Annotated in this window: 16 protein-coding genes; 5 read left to right on the top strand and 11 right to left on the bottom strand. The window is 73.9% G+C overall.

Features of this window, described 5'->3' with window-relative positions:
• Positions 1 to 50: 50 nt before the first annotated feature.
• The 7 genes from glmM to ABIH81_RS11995 all read right to left on the bottom strand — a co-directional run bounded on the left by glmM (position 51) and on the right by ABIH81_RS11995 (position 5,461).
• Positions 51 to 1,406, bottom strand: a complete 1,356-nt coding sequence (gene glmM, locus ABIH81_RS12025) for a phosphoglucosamine mutase (RefSeq protein ID WP_349880318.1) — start codon at positions 1,404 to 1,406, stop codon at positions 51 to 53.
• Between the two features lie 115 nt (positions 1,407 to 1,521).
• Positions 1,522 to 1,986, bottom strand: coding sequence for a 30S ribosomal protein S9 (gene rpsI, locus ABIH81_RS12020; protein WP_018784602.1), 465 nt, complete (start codon positions 1,984 to 1,986; stop codon positions 1,522 to 1,524).
• 20 nt (positions 1,987 to 2,006) lie between these two features.
• Positions 2,007 to 2,450: a 50S ribosomal protein L13 gene (rplM, locus tag ABIH81_RS12015; protein WP_018784601.1), complete on the bottom strand. Its 444-nt coding sequence runs from the start codon at positions 2,448 to 2,450 to the stop codon at positions 2,007 to 2,009.
• A 209-nt stretch (positions 2,451 to 2,659) separates the two neighbouring features.
• Positions 2,660 to 4,027: a nitrate/nitrite transporter gene (locus ABIH81_RS12010; RefSeq protein WP_349880317.1), complete on the bottom strand. Its 1,368-nt coding sequence runs from the start codon at positions 4,025 to 4,027 to the stop codon at positions 2,660 to 2,662.
• A 123-nt stretch (positions 4,028 to 4,150) separates the two neighbouring features.
• On the bottom strand, positions 4,151 to 4,444 hold the full coding sequence (locus tag ABIH81_RS12005; protein ID WP_030269379.1) for a type II toxin-antitoxin system PemK/MazF family toxin: 294 nt from the start codon (positions 4,442 to 4,444) through the stop codon (positions 4,151 to 4,153).
• Positions 4,434 to 4,691, bottom strand: coding sequence for a DUF6364 family protein (locus ABIH81_RS12000; RefSeq protein WP_349880316.1), 258 nt, complete (start codon positions 4,689 to 4,691; stop codon positions 4,434 to 4,436). Before ABIH81_RS12000 ends, ABIH81_RS12005 begins: the two co-directional genes overlap by 11 nt.
• A 74-nt stretch (positions 4,692 to 4,765) precedes the next feature.
• Complete coding sequence (locus ABIH81_RS11995; RefSeq protein ID WP_349880315.1) at positions 4,766 to 5,461, bottom strand: class I SAM-dependent methyltransferase; 696 nt, start codon at positions 5,459 to 5,461, stop codon at positions 4,766 to 4,768.
• Between the two features lie 147 nt (positions 5,462 to 5,608).
• Here ABIH81_RS11995 and ABIH81_RS11990 point away from each other — a divergent pair, with 147 nt between their 5' ends.
• The 5 genes from ABIH81_RS11990 to ABIH81_RS11970 are packed head-to-tail and all read left to right on the top strand — an operon-like array spanning position 5,609 to position 13,131.
• Positions 5,609 to 7,717: a molybdopterin oxidoreductase family protein gene (locus ABIH81_RS11990; RefSeq protein WP_349880314.1), complete on the top strand. Its 2,109-nt coding sequence runs from the start codon at positions 5,609 to 5,611 to the stop codon at positions 7,715 to 7,717.
• On the top strand, positions 7,714 to 9,186 hold the full coding sequence (locus tag ABIH81_RS11985) for an FAD-dependent oxidoreductase (protein ID WP_349880313.1): 1,473 nt from the start codon (positions 7,714 to 7,716) through the stop codon (positions 9,184 to 9,186). Before ABIH81_RS11990 ends, ABIH81_RS11985 begins: the two co-directional genes overlap by 4 nt.
• Positions 9,183 to 11,699, top strand: coding sequence for a nitrite reductase large subunit NirB (gene nirB / locus ABIH81_RS11980; RefSeq protein ID WP_349880312.1), 2,517 nt, complete (start codon positions 9,183 to 9,185; stop codon positions 11,697 to 11,699). Before ABIH81_RS11985 ends, nirB begins: the two co-directional genes overlap by 4 nt.
• The gene (gene nirD, locus ABIH81_RS11975) at positions 11,696 to 12,043 is read left to right on the top strand and encodes a nitrite reductase small subunit NirD (protein ID WP_349880311.1); all 348 of its coding nucleotides are present in this window, start codon (positions 11,696 to 11,698) and stop codon (positions 12,041 to 12,043) included. Before nirB ends, nirD begins: the two co-directional genes overlap by 4 nt.
• Positions 12,043 to 13,131, top strand: coding sequence for a uroporphyrinogen-III synthase (locus tag ABIH81_RS11970; RefSeq protein WP_349880310.1), 1,089 nt, complete (start codon positions 12,043 to 12,045; stop codon positions 13,129 to 13,131). The genes nirD and ABIH81_RS11970 overlap by 1 nt, the downstream gene beginning before the upstream one ends.
• A gap of 12 nt (positions 13,132 to 13,143) precedes the next feature.
• Here ABIH81_RS11970 and ABIH81_RS11965 read toward each other — a convergent pair whose 3' ends face one another.
• The 4 genes from ABIH81_RS11965 to ABIH81_RS11950 form a co-directional block, all read right to left on the bottom strand.
• A complete protein-coding gene (locus tag ABIH81_RS11965) occupies positions 13,144 to 13,761 on the bottom strand; it encodes an ATP/GTP-binding protein (protein WP_349880309.1) in 618 nt (205 codons plus the stop codon).
• Positions 13,742 to 14,104 carry a DUF742 domain-containing protein gene (locus tag ABIH81_RS11960; RefSeq protein ID WP_030501578.1) on the bottom strand — a complete coding sequence of 121 codons (363 nt, stop codon included), beginning with the start codon at positions 14,102 to 14,104 and terminating at the stop codon, positions 13,742 to 13,744. Before ABIH81_RS11960 ends, ABIH81_RS11965 begins: the two co-directional genes overlap by 20 nt.
• A gap of 62 nt (positions 14,105 to 14,166) precedes the next feature.
• A complete protein-coding gene (locus ABIH81_RS11955) occupies positions 14,167 to 14,574 on the bottom strand; it encodes a roadblock/LC7 domain-containing protein (protein ID WP_013288588.1) in 408 nt (135 codons plus the stop codon).
• The gene (locus ABIH81_RS11950) at positions 14,571 to 17,597 is read right to left on the bottom strand and encodes a sensor histidine kinase (RefSeq protein WP_349880308.1); all 3,027 of its coding nucleotides are present in this window, start codon (positions 17,595 to 17,597) and stop codon (positions 14,571 to 14,573) included. Before ABIH81_RS11950 ends, ABIH81_RS11955 begins: the two co-directional genes overlap by 4 nt.
• Positions 17,598 to 17,770 lie beyond the last annotated feature (173 nt).

The raw sequence follows: 17,770 nt of genomic DNA, 5'->3' as shown, positions 1-17,770 counted from the left end.
CAGGCGCCCAGGAACGACGCCGGCTGCGCGGCCGCTCGGGCCGGATCCGGTCAGGCGACCGGGCTGGCGGTGCGGACCTGCTCGGCGATGCGCTCGGCGACCGCACGGGCGGTGGCCTCGGTGGCTGCCTCCACCATGACCCGCACCAGCGGCTCGGTGCCGGAGGGGCGGAGCAGCACCCGGCCGGTCTCGCCCAGCTCGGACTCGGCCCGCTCGACCTCGGCGCGGACCGCCGGCGCGGCGGCGCCCACGGTACGGTCGCCGACCGACACGTTGATCAGCACCTGGGGCAGCTTGGTGACCACGGACGCCAGCTCGGCCAGGGACGTGCCGGTGGCGGCCATCCGCGCCATCAGGTGCAGGCCGGTCAGCACGCCGTCGCCGGTGGTGGCGTACGCGGGCAGCACGATGTGGCCGCTCTGCTCGCCGCCGAGCGCCAGGCCGGAGGCGCGCAGCTCCTCCAGCACGTACCGGTCGCCGACCTTGGTCTCGACCAGCCGGATGCCGTGCTCGGACATGGCCAGCCGGAGACCGAGGTTGCTCATCACGGTGGCGACCAGGGTGTCCTGGGTCAGCTCGCCGGCGTCCCGCATGGCCAGCGCGAGGATCGCCATGACCTGGTCGCCGTCGACCTCGTCGCCGTCGGCGGTGACCGCGACGCAGCGGTCGGCGTCGCCGTCGTGGGCGATGCCGAGGTGGGCGCCGTGCTCGACCACGGCGGCGCGCAGCGCGTCGATGTGGTTGGAGCCGCACTCGTCGTTGATGTTGAGCCCGTCCGGCTCGGCGTGGATGGCGATCACCTCGGCGCCGGCCTCCCGGTAGGCGACCGGTGCGACGTCGGCCGCCGCGCCGTTGGCGCAGTCGACCACGACCTTGATCCCGTCGAGGCGGTGCGGCACGGTGCCGACCAGGTGCTGCACGTAGTGGTCGGCGCCGTCGAGCAGGTCGTGCACCCGGCCCACGCCGGCGCCGATCGGGCGCTTCCAGGCGGTGGTGGCGTTGGCCTTCACCGCCTCCTCGATCCGCATCTCGATCTCGTCGGGCAGCTTGTGCCCACCGGCGGCGAAGAGCTTGATGCCGTTGTCCGGCATCGGGTTGTGCGAGGCGGAGAGCATCACGCCCAGGTCGGCCTTGGCCTCGGCGGTGAGGAACGCCACCGCCGGGGTGGGCAGCACGCCGACCCGGACCACGTTGGCGCCGGCGCTGGTGAGCCCGGCGACCACCGCCGCCTCCAGCATCTCGCCGCTGGCCCGGGTGTCCCGGCCGACCACCGCGAGCGGCGGATGGCTCTTGTCGGTCTCGGCCAGCGTGTGGGCCGCGGCCACCGCGACCGCCAGCGCCAACTCCGGGGTGAGATCCGCGTTCGCCCGCCCGCGTACGCCGTCCGTGCCGAACAACCGGCCCATACCCGCCAACCTCCGTGGAACTGCCGTTGAGAGGAGAAACGCGGAACGGCCGGTCCGCCTCCCGGTAGGGGAAGCGAACCGGCCGTCCGTCAGAAGTACAAGACGCTTGTGGTGATCAGCGCTTCGAGTACTGGGGAGCCTTGCGGGCCTTCTTGAGGCCGTACTTCTTGCTCTCCTTGACCCGGGCGTCACGGGTCAGGAAGCCGGCCTTCTTCAGGGCCGGGCGGTCGTCGGGCTCGCTGACGATCAGCGCCCGGGCGATGGCGAGCCGCAGCGCGCCGGCCTGGCCGGTGGTGCCGCCGCCACGCAGGTTGGCGATCACGTCGAACGCCTCGGGCTTCTCGGCGGTGACCAGCGGGTCCTTGATGAGCTGCTGGTGCACCTTGCTCGGGAAGTAGGCCTCGAGGTCACGGCCGTTGCAGGTGATCTTGCCGGTGCCCGGGACGATCCGGACCCGGACGATGGCTTCCTTGCGCCGGCCCACGGTCTGGATCGGGCGGTCACCACGGGGCGCGCGCGCGACGGGCGCCGGCGCCTCGGTGGCCTCGGGGGCGACCTCGGTGGCGGTGATGTCGGTCATGCTGCTTCCTTCGCCCGCGCTCACTGCGCGATCTGCTTGATCTCGAACGGCACCGGCTGCTGCGCGGTGTGCGGGTGCTCGGCACCGGCGTAGACCTTCAGCTTCTTGAGAATCTGACGGCCCAGCTTGTTGTGCGGGAGCATGCCCTTCACGGCCAGCTCGATGGCCCGCTCGGGCCGCTTGGTCAGCAGCTCGTCGTAGCCGACCCGCTTCAGACCACCCGGGTAACCGGAGTGGCGGTAAGCGACCTTGGTCTGGCGCTTGTTGCCGGTCAGCGCGACCTTGCCCGCGTTCACGATGACGACGAAGTCGCCCGTGTCGACGTGCGGCGCGAAAGTCGGCTTGTGCTTGCCACGCAGGAGCGTGGCGGCGTGGGTCGCCAGGCGGCCCAGCACGACATCAGAGGCGTCGATGACGTGCCACTGACGCTCGATCTCACCCGGCTTCGGGCTGTACGTACGCACAGGTCTACCTTGTCTCGTCGTCGGTCTGGGGTCGCGCGCCGAGGTGACCAGGAGTTCCCAGCCGGACCAGCGCGCACGAACGACCAAGCGTACCTGATGCGGCACGCCTAAGAATGTCGTACAACAGCAGGCAACGATACCCGGCCGCCCGGCGGCAGGTCAAAACGGGGTCGCACCACGCGTGGCCTGCGGGTTCGCCATGGTGCAGGTCACACGCCGGCCAGCGTACGCGGCCCGGGACGCAGGTAGACCACCCAGGTCACCAGAAAGCAGAGCGCGTACCAGCCGATGAAGGCCAGGTAGGCGGCGTCCGCCGTGCCGGAGGCCAGGAACGACTGCCGGAACGCCACGTTCACCAGCACCCCGCCCGAGGCGCCGACCGCCCCGGCGATGCCGATCACCGCGCCGGCCAGCCGCCGGGCCCGCCGCTGCGCCGCCTCCGGGTCGCCGGTCAGCTCGCTCTCCGCGACGGCCCGGGCCCGGAAGATCGCCGGGATCATCTTGTACGTCGAGCCGTTGCCGATGCCGGAGAAGACGAACAGCGCCATGAACCCGGCCAGGTAGAGCGGGAACGACCGCTCCCGGGCGGCGTACAGCACCAGCCCGGCCCCGGCCGCCATCGCCACGAAGTTCCAGAACGTCACCCGCGCCCCGCCCAGCCGATCGGCGAGCTGACCGCCCACCGGCCGGATCAGCGACCCGATCAGCGGGCCGAGGAAGGTCAGCCAGGCCGCGTCGACGGGCGTCGGGAACCGGTCGTGGAACTGGAGCTGGAGCACCTGGCCGAAGGCGAACCCGAAGCCGATGAACGAGCCGAACGTGCCCACGTACAGCAGCGACATCACCCAGGTGTGCGGGTCGCGGGCCGCCGCGCGCAGCGCGCCCGGCTCGTTGCGCGCCCCCGGCACGTTGTCCAGCCAGCGGGCCGCGGCCAGCGCGGCCAGCACGATCAGCGGCAGGTAGACCGCCGGCACGAGCCGGGGGTACGCGGCGCCGGCGGTCGCCAGCACCGCCAGCCCCACGAGTTGCACGGCCGGTACGCCCAGGTTGCCGCCGCCGGCGTTGAGCCCCAGCGCCCGGCCCTTGAGCCGCTCCGGGAAGAACAGGTTGATGTTCGCCATCGACGAGGCGAAGTTGCCGCCGCCGACGCCGGACAGGCAGGCGAGCACCATCAGCGTGGCGTACGACACCCCGGGCTCGATCAGCACGGCCATCGGCACCGCCGGCACGAGCAGCAGCAGGGCGCTCACGACCGTCCAGTTCCGGCCGCCGAAGCGGGCCACTGCCAGCGTGTACGGCAGTCGCAGCACCGCACCCAGCGCGGCCGGTACGGCGGTGAGCAGGAACTTCCCGGCCGGGTCGATGCCGTACTCCGGGCCCAGGAACAGCACCGTGACGGACCAGAGGCTCCACACGGAGAAGCCGACGTGCTCGGCGAAGATCGAGACGTACAGGTTGCGCCGGGCCACCCGGGCGCCGCCGGCCGCCCAGAACGCCGGATCCTCCGGCCGCCATTCGGTGAGCCGGCCGGTGGTGGTGGCCGGCGGCGTCGTGGGTGCGGAAGCGAGCGTGCTCACTGACGGACTCCTCCTCGTCGATGACGAGGCGACGCTCTCAGCCCGTGGTTTCCCCGGCGTGCCCCGCACGCGTCGGACCGGCAACGGAGATCGCACGGCCGCCGGACGGCGCCGGTGAGACGGTCACAGCTCCTGGAGGATCCGCAGCGCCCGGCCGACCCGCTGCATGGTCTCGGTGTCGGCCACGTCCACGCACTCGGTGAACCACTTCTTCATCGGCGAGGAGATCCGGTCGGGCATCACCACGTACGCGCCCATCGGCACGGCCAGCGGCGAGTCGCGCAGCAGCGACTCCTCGACCACCTCGGCCACGATCACGATGGGTACCGCCGTGGCGTTGTAGACGTCGGAGCTGATCACCAGACCGAACCGCTCCCGGGCGCCGGAGATGCGCCAGACCTCGCCCCTACGCAGCACGTGGACGCCCGCCGAACAGGGCGTCGTCGACGAGCACGGCCTCCTGGGCGTCGGCCAGGGCGGCGGATTCCAGGTCCAGGCCGGCCCGGCCGACCGCGTCGGCGTGCGCGGTGAACACCTCGCGCAGCGCCTTCTCCCGGGCGGCCTGGTCCATCCAGGCGGAGAGGGAGAGCCCTTCCCGCTTGGCGAACCGGCGCGCCTCCTCGATCGTCTCGTCGGAGAACGACAGTGTCACCTTGGCGGTCATGCCAGGAAGACTACCCATCGGTATGACCACCAGTCATCCTCGTCCCCGCGGATCGCGGAATCGGGCACGGCGTCTCAGGGACGCCTGCCGCCGAAGACCGCGAAGCGCCACTCCTTGAAGAAGCAGTCCACGTCCACCAGTCCCGCCTCCGTCAGCCACCGGCACTGCTCGGCCACCGGGGCCGGCCGGTCGTGCCGCATCCGCTCCCGGGCGGCGGCGATCTCCTCGGTATCGGAGCCCAGCTCGGTGATCCGTGCCGTCCACACCTCGTCGTAGCGGCGGTCCAGCGCCGGGGTCGGCCCGGCCACCTGCTCGGCGTTGACGAACACCCCGCCGGGGACCAGCGCGTCGGCGGCCCGCCGGTACAGCGCCCGCTTGCCGGAGTCGTCGAGGTGGTGGATGGCCAGCGCGGACACCACCGCGTCGTACCGGCCGGCGGGCAGCGGGCCGACCAGGTCGGCGTGGACCGTACGGTGCGGCACGCCACGTTCTTCCAGGTGCCCGGCGGCCACCGCCAGCATGCCGGGGGCGCCGTCCACGAGCGTCAGGCGGACGCCGGGGACCGCCGCGGCGACCAGCAGGGACAGCAGGCCGGTGCCCGCGCCCAGGTCCAGCACCTCGGGGGTACGCCCGGCGGCGAGCGCGGCGCGCAGCGGGGGCACGGCCACCTCGACAGCGGTGCCGTAGAAGGCGTTGAAGCAGGGCACCAGCCGGCGCCGGGCCTGGTCGTAGCTGCCGGCCACCGCGTCGAAAGCGTCCGCCACGCCCATCGCAGTCTCCCGTTATTTGAGACAGATTTCCCATATTGTAAACCTCGCGGAGAGCCACGTCACCTCCGTGCGGTGTGAAGCGCTCGTGACAGGACCGAAACAGAGCAGACCCGGACCGGAAACCGCCCGACGGCACGCTTTTCCGACATGACAGACGGTGCACGCACGGCGACGCGAACGGAGTCAGGCCCCGTCGAGGCCGCCACGCACTGCCCGTACTGCGCCTTGCAGTGCGGCATGGTGCTGCGCGCCACCGGCGACGGTGTCGAGGTCGCCGCCCGCGACTTCCCCACCAACCGGGGCGGGCTGTGCCAGAAGGGCTGGACCGCCGCCGACCTGCTCGACCACCCGGACCGGCTCACCACCCCGCTGCTGCGCGACCGGCCCGGCGGCGAGCTGCGGCCGGCAACCTGGGACGAGGCGCTCGGCCGCGTCGCCGCCGGGGTTCAGGACGTGCAGCACCGCCACGGGCCGGACGCGGTGGCCGTCTTCGGCGGCGGCGGGCTCACCAACGAGAAGGCGTACGCGCTCGGCCGCTTCGCCCGGGTGACGCTGCGGACCCGGCACATCGACTACAACGGGCGCTGGTGCATGTCGTCGGCCGCCGCGGCCGGGAACCGGGCGTTCGGGATCGACCGGGGACTGCCGTTCCCGCTCGCCGACCTCGGCCGCGCGGACACGCTGCTGCTGGTCGGCGCGAACCCGGCCGAGACCATGCCACCGCTGATGCGGCACGTCGCCGAACTGCGGGACCGCGGCGGCCGGCTGATCGTGGCCGACCCGCGCGCCACCGCCACCGCCCGCCAGGCCGACCTGCACCTGCAACCCCTGCCCGGCACCGACCTCGCGGTGGCGAACGCGCTGCTGCACATCGCGCTCACCGAGGGCTGGCTGGACCGGGCGTACGTCGCGGAGCGGACCACCGGCTTCGACGAGGTCCGGCGGACGGTGGCCGGCTACTGGCCGGCGGAGGTGGAACGACTATCCGGCGTGCCGGTGGCCGACCTGTACGCGACTGCCCGCGCGCTGGCCACAGTGGACCGGGCGGTCGTCCTCACCGCGCGGGGCGCCGAGCAGCACGCCAAGGGGGTCGACACGGTCACCGCCTTCATCAACCTGGCGCTCGCCCTGGGCCTGCCCGGTCGTCCCGGTTCCGGCTACGGCTGCCTGACCGGGCAGGGCAACGGGCAGGGCGGCCGGGAGCACGGGCAGAAGGCCGACCAGCTCCCCGGCTACCGGCGTATCGACGACCCGGCGGCCCGGGAGCACGTGGCCGGGGTGTGGGGCGTCGACCCGGACACGCTGCCCGGGCCGGGGGTTCCGGCGTACCAGCTCCTCGACGCGCTCGGTACGCCGTCCGGCGCGCGGGCGCTGCTGGTGTTCGGTTCCAACCCGGTCGTGTCCGCGCCCCGCGCGGCGCGGGTCGAGTCCCGGCTGCGCGCCCTGGACCTGCTCGTGGTCGCGGACTTCGTCCGCTCCGAGACGGCCGAGCTGGCCGACGTGGTGCTGCCGGTCGCCCAGTGGGCCGAGGAGGACGGGACGATGACCAATCTGGAGGGCCGGGTGCTGCGCCGCCGGGCGCTGCGCGAACCACCTGCCGGAGTCCGTACCGAGCTGGAGATCCTCGCCGCGCTCGCCGGACGGCTGACCGGCGGGACGCCGCTGCCGGCCGACCCGCGCGAGGTCTTCGCGGAGCTGGGCCGGGCCTCGGCCGGCGGGCCGGCCGACTACGCCGGGATCACCTGGGACCGGATCGACGCCGACACCGGCGTTTTCTGGCCCTGCCCGGACCGGGACGGCCCGGACACGCCCCGGCTGTTCGCCGACCGCTTCCCCACCCCGGACGGCCGGGCCCGGTTCCACGCCGTGACCCACCGGCCGGCCGCCGAGCCGGTGTGCGCCGACTACCCGCTGCACTTCACCACCGGCCGGGTGCTCGCGCAGTACCAGTCCGGCGCGCAGACCCGGCGGGTGGCCGCGCTGCGCCGCGCCGCGCCGGGCGGCTTCGTCGAGCTGCATCCCGACCTGGCGGCACGGATCGGCGTGACCGAGGGGGCACCGGTACGCGTGGTCTCCCGCCGGGGTGAGCTGCGCGCACCGGCCCGGCTCAGCACGGCGATCCGGCCGGACACCGTCTTCGCGCCGTTCCACTGGCCCGGCGCGCAACGCGCCAACTCGGTCACCAACGACGCTCTCGACCCGGTCTCCGGGATGCCCGAGTTCAAGATCTGCGCGGTCCGGGTGGAGCCGGCATGAACGAACGCATAGTCGTCGTCGGCTACGGCATGGCCGGCGCCCGGCTCGCCGCCGAGCTGCACGCGCGCGGCGGGGACCGGCGGATCACAGTGCTCGGGGCGGAGCCGCACCGCGCGTACAACCGGATCATGCTCTCCACGCTGCTCGCCGGACGCATCGGCGAGCCGGACGTGGAGCTGGTCGAAGCCGTCGGGCCGGGGGTCGAGGTCCGCACCGGCGCGGCGGTCACCGCCGTGGACCGGGCCGCCCGGGAGGTGGTCACCGACGACGGCGGCCGGCACGGGTACGACCACCTGGTGCTCGCCACCGGCAGCCGGGCCGTGGTGCCGCCGCTGCCGGGCCTCGCCCCGCTGCCCGAGCGGGTCGTCCCGTTCCGCACGCTCGGCGACTGCCGGCGGATCCTCGCCGCCGCCGAGGGCGCGCGGCGCGTGATCGTGCTCGGCGGCGGGCTGCTGGGTCTGGAGGCGGCCCGTGGGCTGGCCGCCCGGGGCCTCGACGTGACTGTGGTCCACCCGGTCGGGCACCTGATGGAACGCCAGCTCGACCCGCCGGCCGGCGCGGTCCTCGCGGGCACGCTCGCCGGCCTGGGCGTCCGGTCCCGGCTCGGGGTGCCGGCGACCGCCGTGACCGCCGGCGCCGACGGCGTCCGCCTGCACCTGGGCGACGACGAGACGCTCGCCGCCGACCTGCTGGTGCTCTGCTGCGGGGTGCGCCCCGACACCGCGCTCGCCGTGGCGGCCGGGCTCGCCGTCGAGCGGGGCGTGGTGGTGGACGACCGGATGCGGACGAGCGATCGGCGGATCTCGGCGATCGGCGACTGCGCACAGCACGACGGGACGCTGACCGGGCTGGTCGCACCGGCCTGGGCACAGGCCCGGGTGGTGGCCGACGTGCTGACCGGAGCGGACACGCTGGCCCGCTACCGGCCCCGCCCGGCGGTGACCCGGCTCAAGGCGGCGGGCATCGACCTGGCCGCGATGGGCGACGTGGCCGGCAGCGGCGACCCGGGCGGGCCGGTCGAGGAGCTGACCTTCGCCGACCCGGCCCGGGGCACCTACGCCCGGCTGCGCATCCGGGACGAGCGGCTGACCGGCGCGATCCTGCTCGGCGACAACCCGGCGGTCGGCACCGTGGTGCAGCTGTTCGACAGGGGCGCGCCGGTGCCGGCGGACCGGCGCTCGCTGCTGCTCGGCCGGGCGTTCGGCGAGGCGCCGGCCGGACCGGCCGCGTCACCGGCGCTGATGCCGGACGCCGCGACCGTGTGCCGGTGCAACGACGTGAGCAAGGGCGCGCTGGTGGCGTGCTGGCGGGCGGGCGCCCGGACGGCGGCGGCACTCTCCGCGGCGACCCGGGCCGCCACCGGCTGCGGCAGCTGCCGGGACGCGGTGGCCGGCATCGCCGGCTGGCTCGCCGAGGCGGACCCGCCCACAACCGACGAGGTACGCGAGACGGTGGAGGTCATGTCATGAGCGAGCGGCTGGTGGTCGTCGGCAACGGCATGGTGGGGCAGCGCTTCGTCGAGGCGCTGCGGGCCCGGGACACCGACGGGCGGTGGCGGGTCACGGTGCTCGCCGAGGAACGGCGTCCGGCGTACGACCGGGTGCGGCTCTCGGCCGTCTTCGACGGGGTGGACGCCGACGAGCTGACGGTGCACACCCCCGACGCCGGAGTGGACCTGCGCCTGGGCGAGCCGGCCACCGGCGTCGACCGGGCACGGCGGGTGGTGACCACGGCGGCCGGTGAGTACCCGTACGACGCGCTGGTGCTGGCCACCGGCTCGTACGCCTTCGTGCCGCCGGTCGACGGCACGGACCTGCCCGGCGTCTTCGTCTACCGGACGCTGGACGACCTGACCGCGATCCGGGAGCACGCCCGGGGCCGCCGTACCGGCGCGGTGATCGGCGGCGGGCTGCTCGGGCTGGAGGCGGCGAACGCGCTGCGGCTGCTCGGGCTCGCCACGAGCGTGGTCGAGTTCGCGCCCCGGCTGATGCCGGTGCAGGTGGACGAGGCGGGCGGCGCGATGCTCCGGCGGTACGTCGAGGAGCTGGGCGTCACGCCGTACCTCGGGGTGGCCACCACGGCGCTGCGTCCCGGACCGGACGGCACGGTGGCCGCGCTCGACCTGGCCGACGGGCGCACGCTCGACGCGGAACTGGTGGTGGTGGCCGCCGGGATCCGGCCGCGCGACGAGCTGGCCCGGGCGGCCGGGCTGCCGCTGGGCCCGCGCGGCGGCGTGCTGGTGGACGCGGCCTGCCGGACCGCCGACGAGCGGATCTGGGCGGTCGGCGAGTGCGCGGCGGTGGACGGCGTCTGCCACGGGCTGGTCGCGCCCGGGTACGCCACCGCCGAGGTGGTCGCGGACCGGCTGCTGGGCGGCGGGGCGACGTTCCCCGGCGCGGACACCGCGACGAAACTCAAGCTGCTCGGCGTGGACGTGGCCTCCTTCGGTGACGCGCACGGCGTCACCCCCGGCTGCCTCGACGTGACGTTCACCGACCCGGCCACCCGCTCGTACGCGAAGCTGGTCCTCTCCGACGACGCGCGGACGCTGCTCGGCGGCGTGCTGGTCGGGGACGCGAGCGCGTACCCGGCGTTGCGGGCCAGTGTCGGCGGGCCGCTGCCCGCTCCCCCGCTGGCGTTGCTGGCGCCGGCCGGCGGCGCGGGCGCCGGTGCGTTGCCCGCCACCGCGCAGGTCTGCTCCTGCAACGCGGTGACCCGGGCCGACCTGGACGCGGCCATCGCCGCCGGGGCGGCCGACGTGCCGGCGTTGAAGGCGTGCACCCGGGCCGGTACGAGCTGCGGCTCCTGCGTGCCGATGCTCAAGCAGTTGCTGGACGTCGCCGGGGTACGCCAGTCGACGGCGTTGTGCGAGCACTTCGACCACAGCCGGCAGGAGCTGTTCGACCTGATCCGGGTCCGGGGCATCCGCACGTTCTCCCGGCTCGTCGCCGAGCACGGGCGCGGGAGCGGATGTGACATCTGCAAGCCGGTGGTGGCCTCCATCCTGGCCTCGCTCGGCACCGGGCACGTGCTCGACGGCGAGCAGGCGTCGCTCCAGGACACCAACGACCACTTCCTGGCCAACCTGCAACGCGACGGCAGCTACTCGGTGGTGCCCCGGATACCCGGCGGGGAGATCACCCCGGAGAAGCTGATCGCGATCGGCGAGGTGGCGCGCGACTTCCGGCTGTACACGAAGATCACCGGCGGGCAGCGGATCGACCTGTTCGGCGCCCGGGTCGACCAGTTGCCGCAGATCTGGCGCCGGCTCGTCGACGCGGGCTTCGAGTCCGGCCACGCGTACGGCAAGGCGCTGCGCACTGTGAAGTCCTGCGTGGGCGACACCTGGTGCCGCTACGGCGTACAGGACTCGGTGGGGCTGGCCGTCGCGCTGGAGCTGCGGTACCGGGGCCTGCGCGCGCCGCACAAGCTCAAGTCGGCGGTCTCCGGCTGCGCCCGGGAGTGCGCCGAGGCCCGGAGCAAGGACTTCGGCGTCATCGCCACCGAGAGCGGCTGGAACCTGTACGTCGGCGGCAACGGCGGTTTCCGGCCCCGGCACGCCGACCTGTTCGCCACTGATTTATCCACAGAAGCACTGATTCGACTAATCGATAGATTTTTAATGTATTACATCCGCACCGCCGACCGGTTGCAGCGCACCGCCGCCTGGGTCGAGGCCATGGACGGCGGCCTGGACCACCTCCGGTCGGTGCTCGTGGACGACTCGCTCGGGCTCTGCGCCGACCTCGACGCGGCGATGGCCCGGCACGTCGCGAGCTACTCCGACGAGTGGCGCGGCGTCCTGGAGGATCCGGACCGGCTGCGCCGCTTCACCTCCTTCGTCAACGCGCCCGAGGTGCCCGACCCGTCCATCACGTTCACCCAGGAGCGGGGCCAGCCGGTGCCGCCCCGGGGCGCGCCCCCGGACGGCGGACACCGCCGCCAGCCCGTCGTGCTGGGCCTGCCGGAGGTACGCCGATGAGCCCCGTCGTCACGCTGGACTGGACCCCGGTCTGCCCGCTCGACCGGCTCGACCGCGGCCGGGGTGTGGCCGCCCTCGTCGACGGCGTACAGGTGGCGGTCTTCCGCACCGCGAACGGCCTGTACGCGGTGGACAACCTCGACCCGGTCGGCGGCGCGTACGTCATGTCCCGGGGCCTGGTCGGCAGCCGGGGCGGGGTGCCCACGCTCGCCTCGCCGCTGCACAAGCAGGTCTACGACCTCACCACCGGGCGGTGCCTGGACCTACCGGGCGTGACGCTGCGCCGGCACCCGGTGCGCTGCCGGGACGGCCTGGTCGAGGTGCGGTTACGGCAGGAGGAATGATGCGGGACGAGCTGGCCGGCTTCACCATCGGCGTCACCGCCGACCGGCGGCGCGACGAACTGGCCGCGCTGCTCCAGCGGCGCGGGGCGCGGGTGGTGCTCGCCCCGGCGCTGCGGATCGTCCCGCTGGCCGACGACACCGACCTGCGTGAGGCCACCCGGGCCTGCCTGGAACATCCGCCGGACGTGCTGATGGCCAACACCGGCATCGGCATGCGCGGCTGGCTGGAGGCGGCCGAGGGCTGGGGGCTGGCCGAGCCGCTGCGCACCATGCTCGCCGGAGCGTACGTGGTGTCCCGGGGCCCGAAGGCGACCGGCGCGATCCGCGCCGCCGGGCTGCGCGAGCACTGGTCCCCGGAGTCGGAGAGCTGCGAGGAGGTGATCGAGCACCTGGTCCGGCGCGGGGTGGCCGGCCAGGTGGTGGCGATGCAACTGCACGGCGAGCGGCAGCCCGAGTGCGCCGACGCGCTGGTGGCGGCCGGCGCCACGGTGATCGAGGTGCCGGTGTACCGGTGGGCGCCGCCGGCCGACCCGGCACCGCTGCACCGCCTCATCGACCTGGTGGCCGGGCGTCTCGTCGACGCGGTCACGTTCACCTCGGCCCCGGCGGCCGAGGCCCTGCTGCGGGCGGCCGGGGACCGTACCGAGACGGTGCTGGAGGCGCTGCGCGGCGACGTGCTGGCCGGGTGCGTCGGCACCGTCACCGCCGAGCCGCTGGTCCGGCGGGGGGTGCCGGTGAGCGCGCCGAGCCGGGCCCGGCTGGGCGCCCTGGTCCGCACCATCGTCGAGGAGCTGCCCCGGCGCACGGTCTCGGTGAAGGCGGCCGGGCACGTGCTGACGCTGCGCGGGCACGCCGCGGTGGTGGACGGGGAACTGCGTCAGCTGGCGCCGGCGCCGATGGCGGTGCTGCGGGCGCTGGCCGCGTCGCCCGGGAAGGTGCTCTCCCGCACCGCGCTGCTGCGTACGCTGCCGCGCGGCGCCGACGAGCACGCGGTGGAGATGGCTGTCGCCCGTCTGCGGGCCGGGCTGAAGGCGCCCCGCGTGGTGCAGACGGTGGTCAAGCGGGGGTACCGCCTGCGGGTCGACTGACCCGCAGGCGGTTCAGCCGACCGAGGCCGGGTAGCCGTGCTCGGCCTGGAGGCGGAGCATGGCGTGCTCCACCACCGTCACCAGCACCTGCTTGACCGAGTCCCGCCGCCGGGCGTCACACAGGACCATCGGCACGTCCGGGGAGATCGCGAGCGCCTCCCGGATCTCCTCCATCTCGTAGTGCGGCGCGTCGTCGAAGCGGTTCAACGCCACGACGTACGGCAGCTTGCGGTTCTCGAAGTAGTCCAGCGGCGCGAACGCATCGGTGATCCGGCGGGTGTCCACGAGCACCGCCGCGCCCACCGCGCCCCGGATGATCTCGTCCCACATGAACCAGAACCGGGTCTGGCCGGGCGTGCCGAACAGGTAGAGGATCAGGTCGTCGGCCATCGTGATACGGCCGAAGTCCATGGCGACCGTGGTGGTCTCCTTGCCCGGCACCTTCGACGGGTCGTCGATGCCCACGCCGGCCGCGGTCATCAACGCCTCGGTGGTCAGCGGCTGGATCTCGGAGATCGCCCCGACGAGCGTGGTCTTGCCCACGCCGAAGCCACCCGCGATCACGATCTTCGCGGAGATGATCTCCCGGCCGCGGTTCACCCCGTCGGGGTCATAGTTCGCGAAGTCCACTTAGCACCCTTCCAAGCAGGTTCATCCGCGCCGCGAAACCCGTCGCGGGAGCGGCAGTGTGTAGCGTCAGCAGGCCCTCGGCCACCATGTCGGCGACCAGCACCCGGGTGACGCCCAGCGGCATCCGGGTGTAAGCGGCGATTTCCGCAAGCGACTGCGCCCGGCCCTCACAGACCGAGGAGATGCGGTACTTGTCGTGCCCGGCGAAGCGCGCCTCGGCCGACTGCGTAGGCGTGCTCGACAGCACCGCTTCGAGCGCGATGTTCTGCAACGGCTCGGTGCGGCCCCGGGTGACCGCGTACGGTCGCACCAGCGCGCCACGTGGATCACGTCGCGGTTCCATCTCGCGATCACCTCCCCTCGTTCGGAGCCGCACCGGCTCCGGTCATCAGCTCCCCGGTCCGATCAGGACCGGACCGCGTCTCGCGGCAGCGGAACCAGTGCCTGGCCGACCCGCTCCACCAGCAGCGCCATCTCGTAACCGACCTGGCCGACGTCGCAGCTGCGCGCCGCGAGCACGGCCATCGACGAGCCGTCGCTGATGGACATCAGGAACAGGTAGCCGCTGTCCATCTCGATGACGGTCTGCAACACCCCGCCGGCGCTGAACATGCGCGCCGCGCCCTCGGTGAGGCTCACCACGCCGGAGGTGATGGCGGCGAGCTGGTCGGCCCGGTCGCCGGGCAGGTCCCGGGAGGAGGCGAGCAGCAGCCCGTCCGCGGACACCGCCACCACGTGCGCGATGCCCGCGACGCTGTCGGCGAAGTTGGTGAGAAGCCACCCCATGTCCTGCATGGCCGCCGGCCTGTTCATCGGTTCGTCTCCTTGGTCGAGGTGCTGTTCTGGTCGGCGCCGGCCGTACGGCCCCGCTGGACGCCACGGTGGTAGGCGGAGAGCAGACCGCGTACCTCGTCCGGCGTGCGCCGGCTGCGGTCCCGGCCGCTCTTCGGCTCTATCCCACCGGGCACGAGCTGGGCCTGCGGCACCCGCTTGGGCAGGCCGGAGCGGGTGGTGCCGCCGGTGGTGGGCTCCGCGGCACGGCTGGCCCGCGACCAGCCCTCGTCGGCCGCCGTACGCCAGGCCTCCGGGTCGATCGACGGCGCCGGCGCGGGCGCGGGCTCGGCGACGGGTGGCGCCGGGGGCGGCGTCGCGGCCGCCGGCGGCGTGGACGGAACCTCCGGCGGGCTGTACGCCGGCGGGATGGTCAGCCCCGACGCCTGGGCCCCAGGGGTGCGGGTGGGCAGCTTCGGACGAGCCGGCTCCGCGGGGGGCGCCACCGCCGGCTGTGCCGGCGCGGGCGGCTCGTCGAACGTGGGCCGGGTGAAGATCGTGGTCTCGTCCTCTCCGTGCGAACGGAACCAGACCGCCTCCATCTCCCGGAATATCGGCGCCTCGGCCCGCTGCTCGGGCCGGGCCACCGCCGGCGCCGCGGCGAACGGCTGGTAGGCCGGAGGTGCGGCCTGGGTCGCAGGTTGCGCGGCCTCGGCACCCGGCGCCCGCTTGGGCAGGGGGTCGAGCGCGGGGTACGCCACCGTCGGTCCCCCGGCCGACCAGCCCGCTCCGGAGACCGAAGCCGGCGCGGTCGCGGGCGCCGCGGCCACCGGGGCGGGCGCCGCCACCGTCGGCAGCGCGCCGGTCGCCCCACCCAGGTGTACGGCGGGCGTGGTGTCGCGCGTCTCGCCGGGCGTCTGCCACCTGGACGGCGGGGCGGTGGTCGCCCCGCGCCACTGGTCGGCGAGCGTCGCGGTGGCCGCGCCCCGCCCGGCACCGGCCAGCGCGTCGGCGGCGCCGGCCTGGCTGAGCGGCGACTGCTCGACGGCGAGCGGCTGACGCGGCCGGGTCAGCGGGGCCTGGCCCCGGTTGGCCGGCAGCACCACTGTCGAGTTCGGCAGCGTGACCTGGGCGACGGTGCCGCCCTCGACGTTGCGGCGCAGCTCGACGCGGATCCCGTAGCGGGAGGCGAGCCGGCTCACCACGGCCAGACCCATCAGCCGGAACGCGGCCACGTCGACGGTCGGCGGCGCGGCCAGGCGCCGGTTGAGCGAGTCGAGCTGGTCGTCGCTGAGGCCCAGGCCCCGGTCCTCGATCTGGATCAGCACGTAGTCGCGGATCCGGCGGCCGTCGGCCACCACCGTGGTGTTCGGCGGCGAGAACCGGGTGGCGTTGTCGAGCAGTTCGGCGACCAGCCGGACGACGTCGTTGACGGCGTGCGACGCGACCGAGATGTCGGTGTCGACGGTGCCGAACTCGATCCGGTTGTAGAGCTCGACCTCGGACTGCGCGGCGCGCAGCACGTCGACCAGGAGCGCGTCGTCGCGACGCGGCACGGCCGAGTCGGCGCCGGCGAGCACCAGCAGGTTCTCGTCGTTACGGCGCATCCGGGTGGCCAGGTGGTCCAGCTCGAACAGCTGCGCCAGCCGCTTCGGGTCCTCCTCGGAGCGCTCGATCGCGTCCAGCTCGCCGATCATGCGGTCGACCAGGGTCTGCGAGCGCCGGGCCAGGTTGAGGAACATCGCCGAGACGCTCGTCCGCAGCGCGGCCTGCTCGGCCGCGACCCGGACCGCCTCCCGGTGGACCACGTTGAAGGCCACAGCCACCTGACCGACCTCGTCACGGTTGCTCAGCTTGATCGGATCCCGCACCTGCTGGACGATCTCGTCCACGCCGCCGTCGCCGATGGCGTTGACGTTCTGGAGCCGGCTCACCGCGTCCGGCAGGTCGTGGTTGGCCACGGCGAGCGCGCCCTCGCGCAGCCGGCGCAGCGAGTCGTTGAGCGAGCGGGCGAGCACCACGGCGAGCGTCACCGCGACCGCGAGCGTGAGCAGCACGAGCAGGCTCTCCACGATCGCCTGCCGGATCACGTCGGCGCGTACCTCGTCGGCGTCGGCCAGCATCTCGTCCAGGAGCTGGATCTCGGCCCACCGCATCAGGTCGTCGACCGCGCCGATGGCGGCGGACGCCTCGTCGCGGGTGACCAGTGAGGGACGCTCGATCGACCGGGAGATGTCGCCCGCGACCCGGTCGGCGAGCTGGACGGCGTCACCGGAGACGGTGCGGTCCACCAGGGCCCGCTGGCTCGGCGTCGCGGTCCGGGAGAAGGTGAGCAGCGCCTCCTGCTGACCGGTGAGCGTGGCCACGAAGGACGAGAACTGCTCCTCGTCGATCTGGCCGCCGTCGAGGGCCGTGAAGGCCACCGCCTGCTCCTCGGCCACCTCGGCCTTCGCGCGGGCGAACGCGGCCACCGCGCGGCGGGCGTCGGCCAGGCTCTCCGCGCCCGGCTGCTGGGCCAGCGCGTCGCCGTACGCGACCAGGTCGTCCAGCACGATGCCGTAGCGCAGGCTCGCCTCGGCCACCGGCATCTGCAACCGGTCCAGCACCTCCTGGCGGGTGCCGTTCAACGTGGACAGGTGTGCGTCGATCACCTTGAGCTGGTTGCTGATCGCGCCCGGCACGTCGCCGAGCTTGCCGCGCTCCTCCTGGTACGCCGCGATGCGCTCGTCGGTCTGGCGCACCCGCAGGTTGTACGCGTCCGGCTTCTGGTTCGGGTCGGCCAGGAAGACCGCCGCCGCCATCCGCTCCTTGTGCAGGTCCTGGGTGAGCGCCGAGACGTCGACCGACACCGCGCTCAGCGACCGGACCCGGTCCGCCTCGTACGCGCCCTGACCGACCGAGACGAGTCGGATAGTTGCCAGTGCAATGACAGCCGCGACCGGAACGACCAGGATGAGGGCGAGCTTGGAGCGGATCCGCGCGTCGCGCAGCCTGGGCAGGCGCCGGCGCCGGTTCCGCTGTTCGGCGTTGGGGCTCCCGGGCAGGGTCGTAGGTCCGGTGCTCACGACATCGCCTCCGTCGTTTCTTCCACGCGCGACCCGCTGACCCGTGCCTGGTGCAGCGGCCAGCGCCACGCGCGGCACGGCCGCGATTTCATCAGACGAGATCCTGTTTGGGAAGCCGCAGTGAGGCAGGAAACGGTCGCGGCCGACGCAACCCGGGATCCGATCACCTAATA

Origin of the sequence: Micromonospora sp. HUAS YX12, assembly GCF_040215685.1 — a bacterium.
Taxonomy (GTDB): Bacteria; Actinomycetota; Actinomycetes; order Mycobacteriales; family Micromonosporaceae; genus Micromonospora; species Micromonospora tulbaghiae.
This window is presented reverse-complemented; position numbering and strand designations above follow the sequence as displayed.

Excerpts from the sequence above, each read along its gene's own strand:
- glmM (WP_349880318.1), bottom strand. The coding sequence starts at position 1,406 with ATGGGCCGGTTGTTCGGCACGGACGGCGTACGCGGGCGGGCGAACGCG.
- rpsI (WP_018784602.1), bottom strand. The coding sequence starts at position 1,986 with ATGACCGACATCACCGCCACCGAGGTCGCCCCCGAGGCCACCGAGGCG.
- ABIH81_RS12000 (WP_349880316.1), bottom strand. The coding sequence starts at position 4,691 with ATGACCGCCAAGGTGACACTGTCGTTCTCCGACGAGACGATCGAGGAG.
- ABIH81_RS11995 (WP_349880315.1), bottom strand. The coding sequence starts at position 5,461 with ATGGGCGTGGCGGACGCTTTCGACGCGGTGGCCGGCAGCTACGACCAG.
- ABIH81_RS11990 (WP_349880314.1), top strand. The coding sequence starts at position 5,609 with ATGACAGACGGTGCACGCACGGCGACGCGAACGGAGTCAGGCCCCGTC.
- ABIH81_RS11985 (WP_349880313.1), top strand. The coding sequence starts at position 7,714 with ATGAACGAACGCATAGTCGTCGTCGGCTACGGCATGGCCGGCGCCCGG.
- nirB (WP_349880312.1), top strand. The coding sequence starts at position 9,183 with ATGAGCGAGCGGCTGGTGGTCGTCGGCAACGGCATGGTGGGGCAGCGC.
- nirD (WP_349880311.1), top strand. The coding sequence starts at position 11,696 with ATGAGCCCCGTCGTCACGCTGGACTGGACCCCGGTCTGCCCGCTCGAC.
- ABIH81_RS11970 (WP_349880310.1), top strand. The coding sequence starts at position 12,043 with ATGCGGGACGAGCTGGCCGGCTTCACCATCGGCGTCACCGCCGACCGG.
- ABIH81_RS11960 (WP_030501578.1), bottom strand. The coding sequence starts at position 14,104 with ATGGAACCGCGACGTGATCCACGTGGCGCGCTGGTGCGACCGTACGCG.
- ABIH81_RS11955 (WP_013288588.1), bottom strand. The coding sequence starts at position 14,574 with ATGAACAGGCCGGCGGCCATGCAGGACATGGGGTGGCTTCTCACCAAC.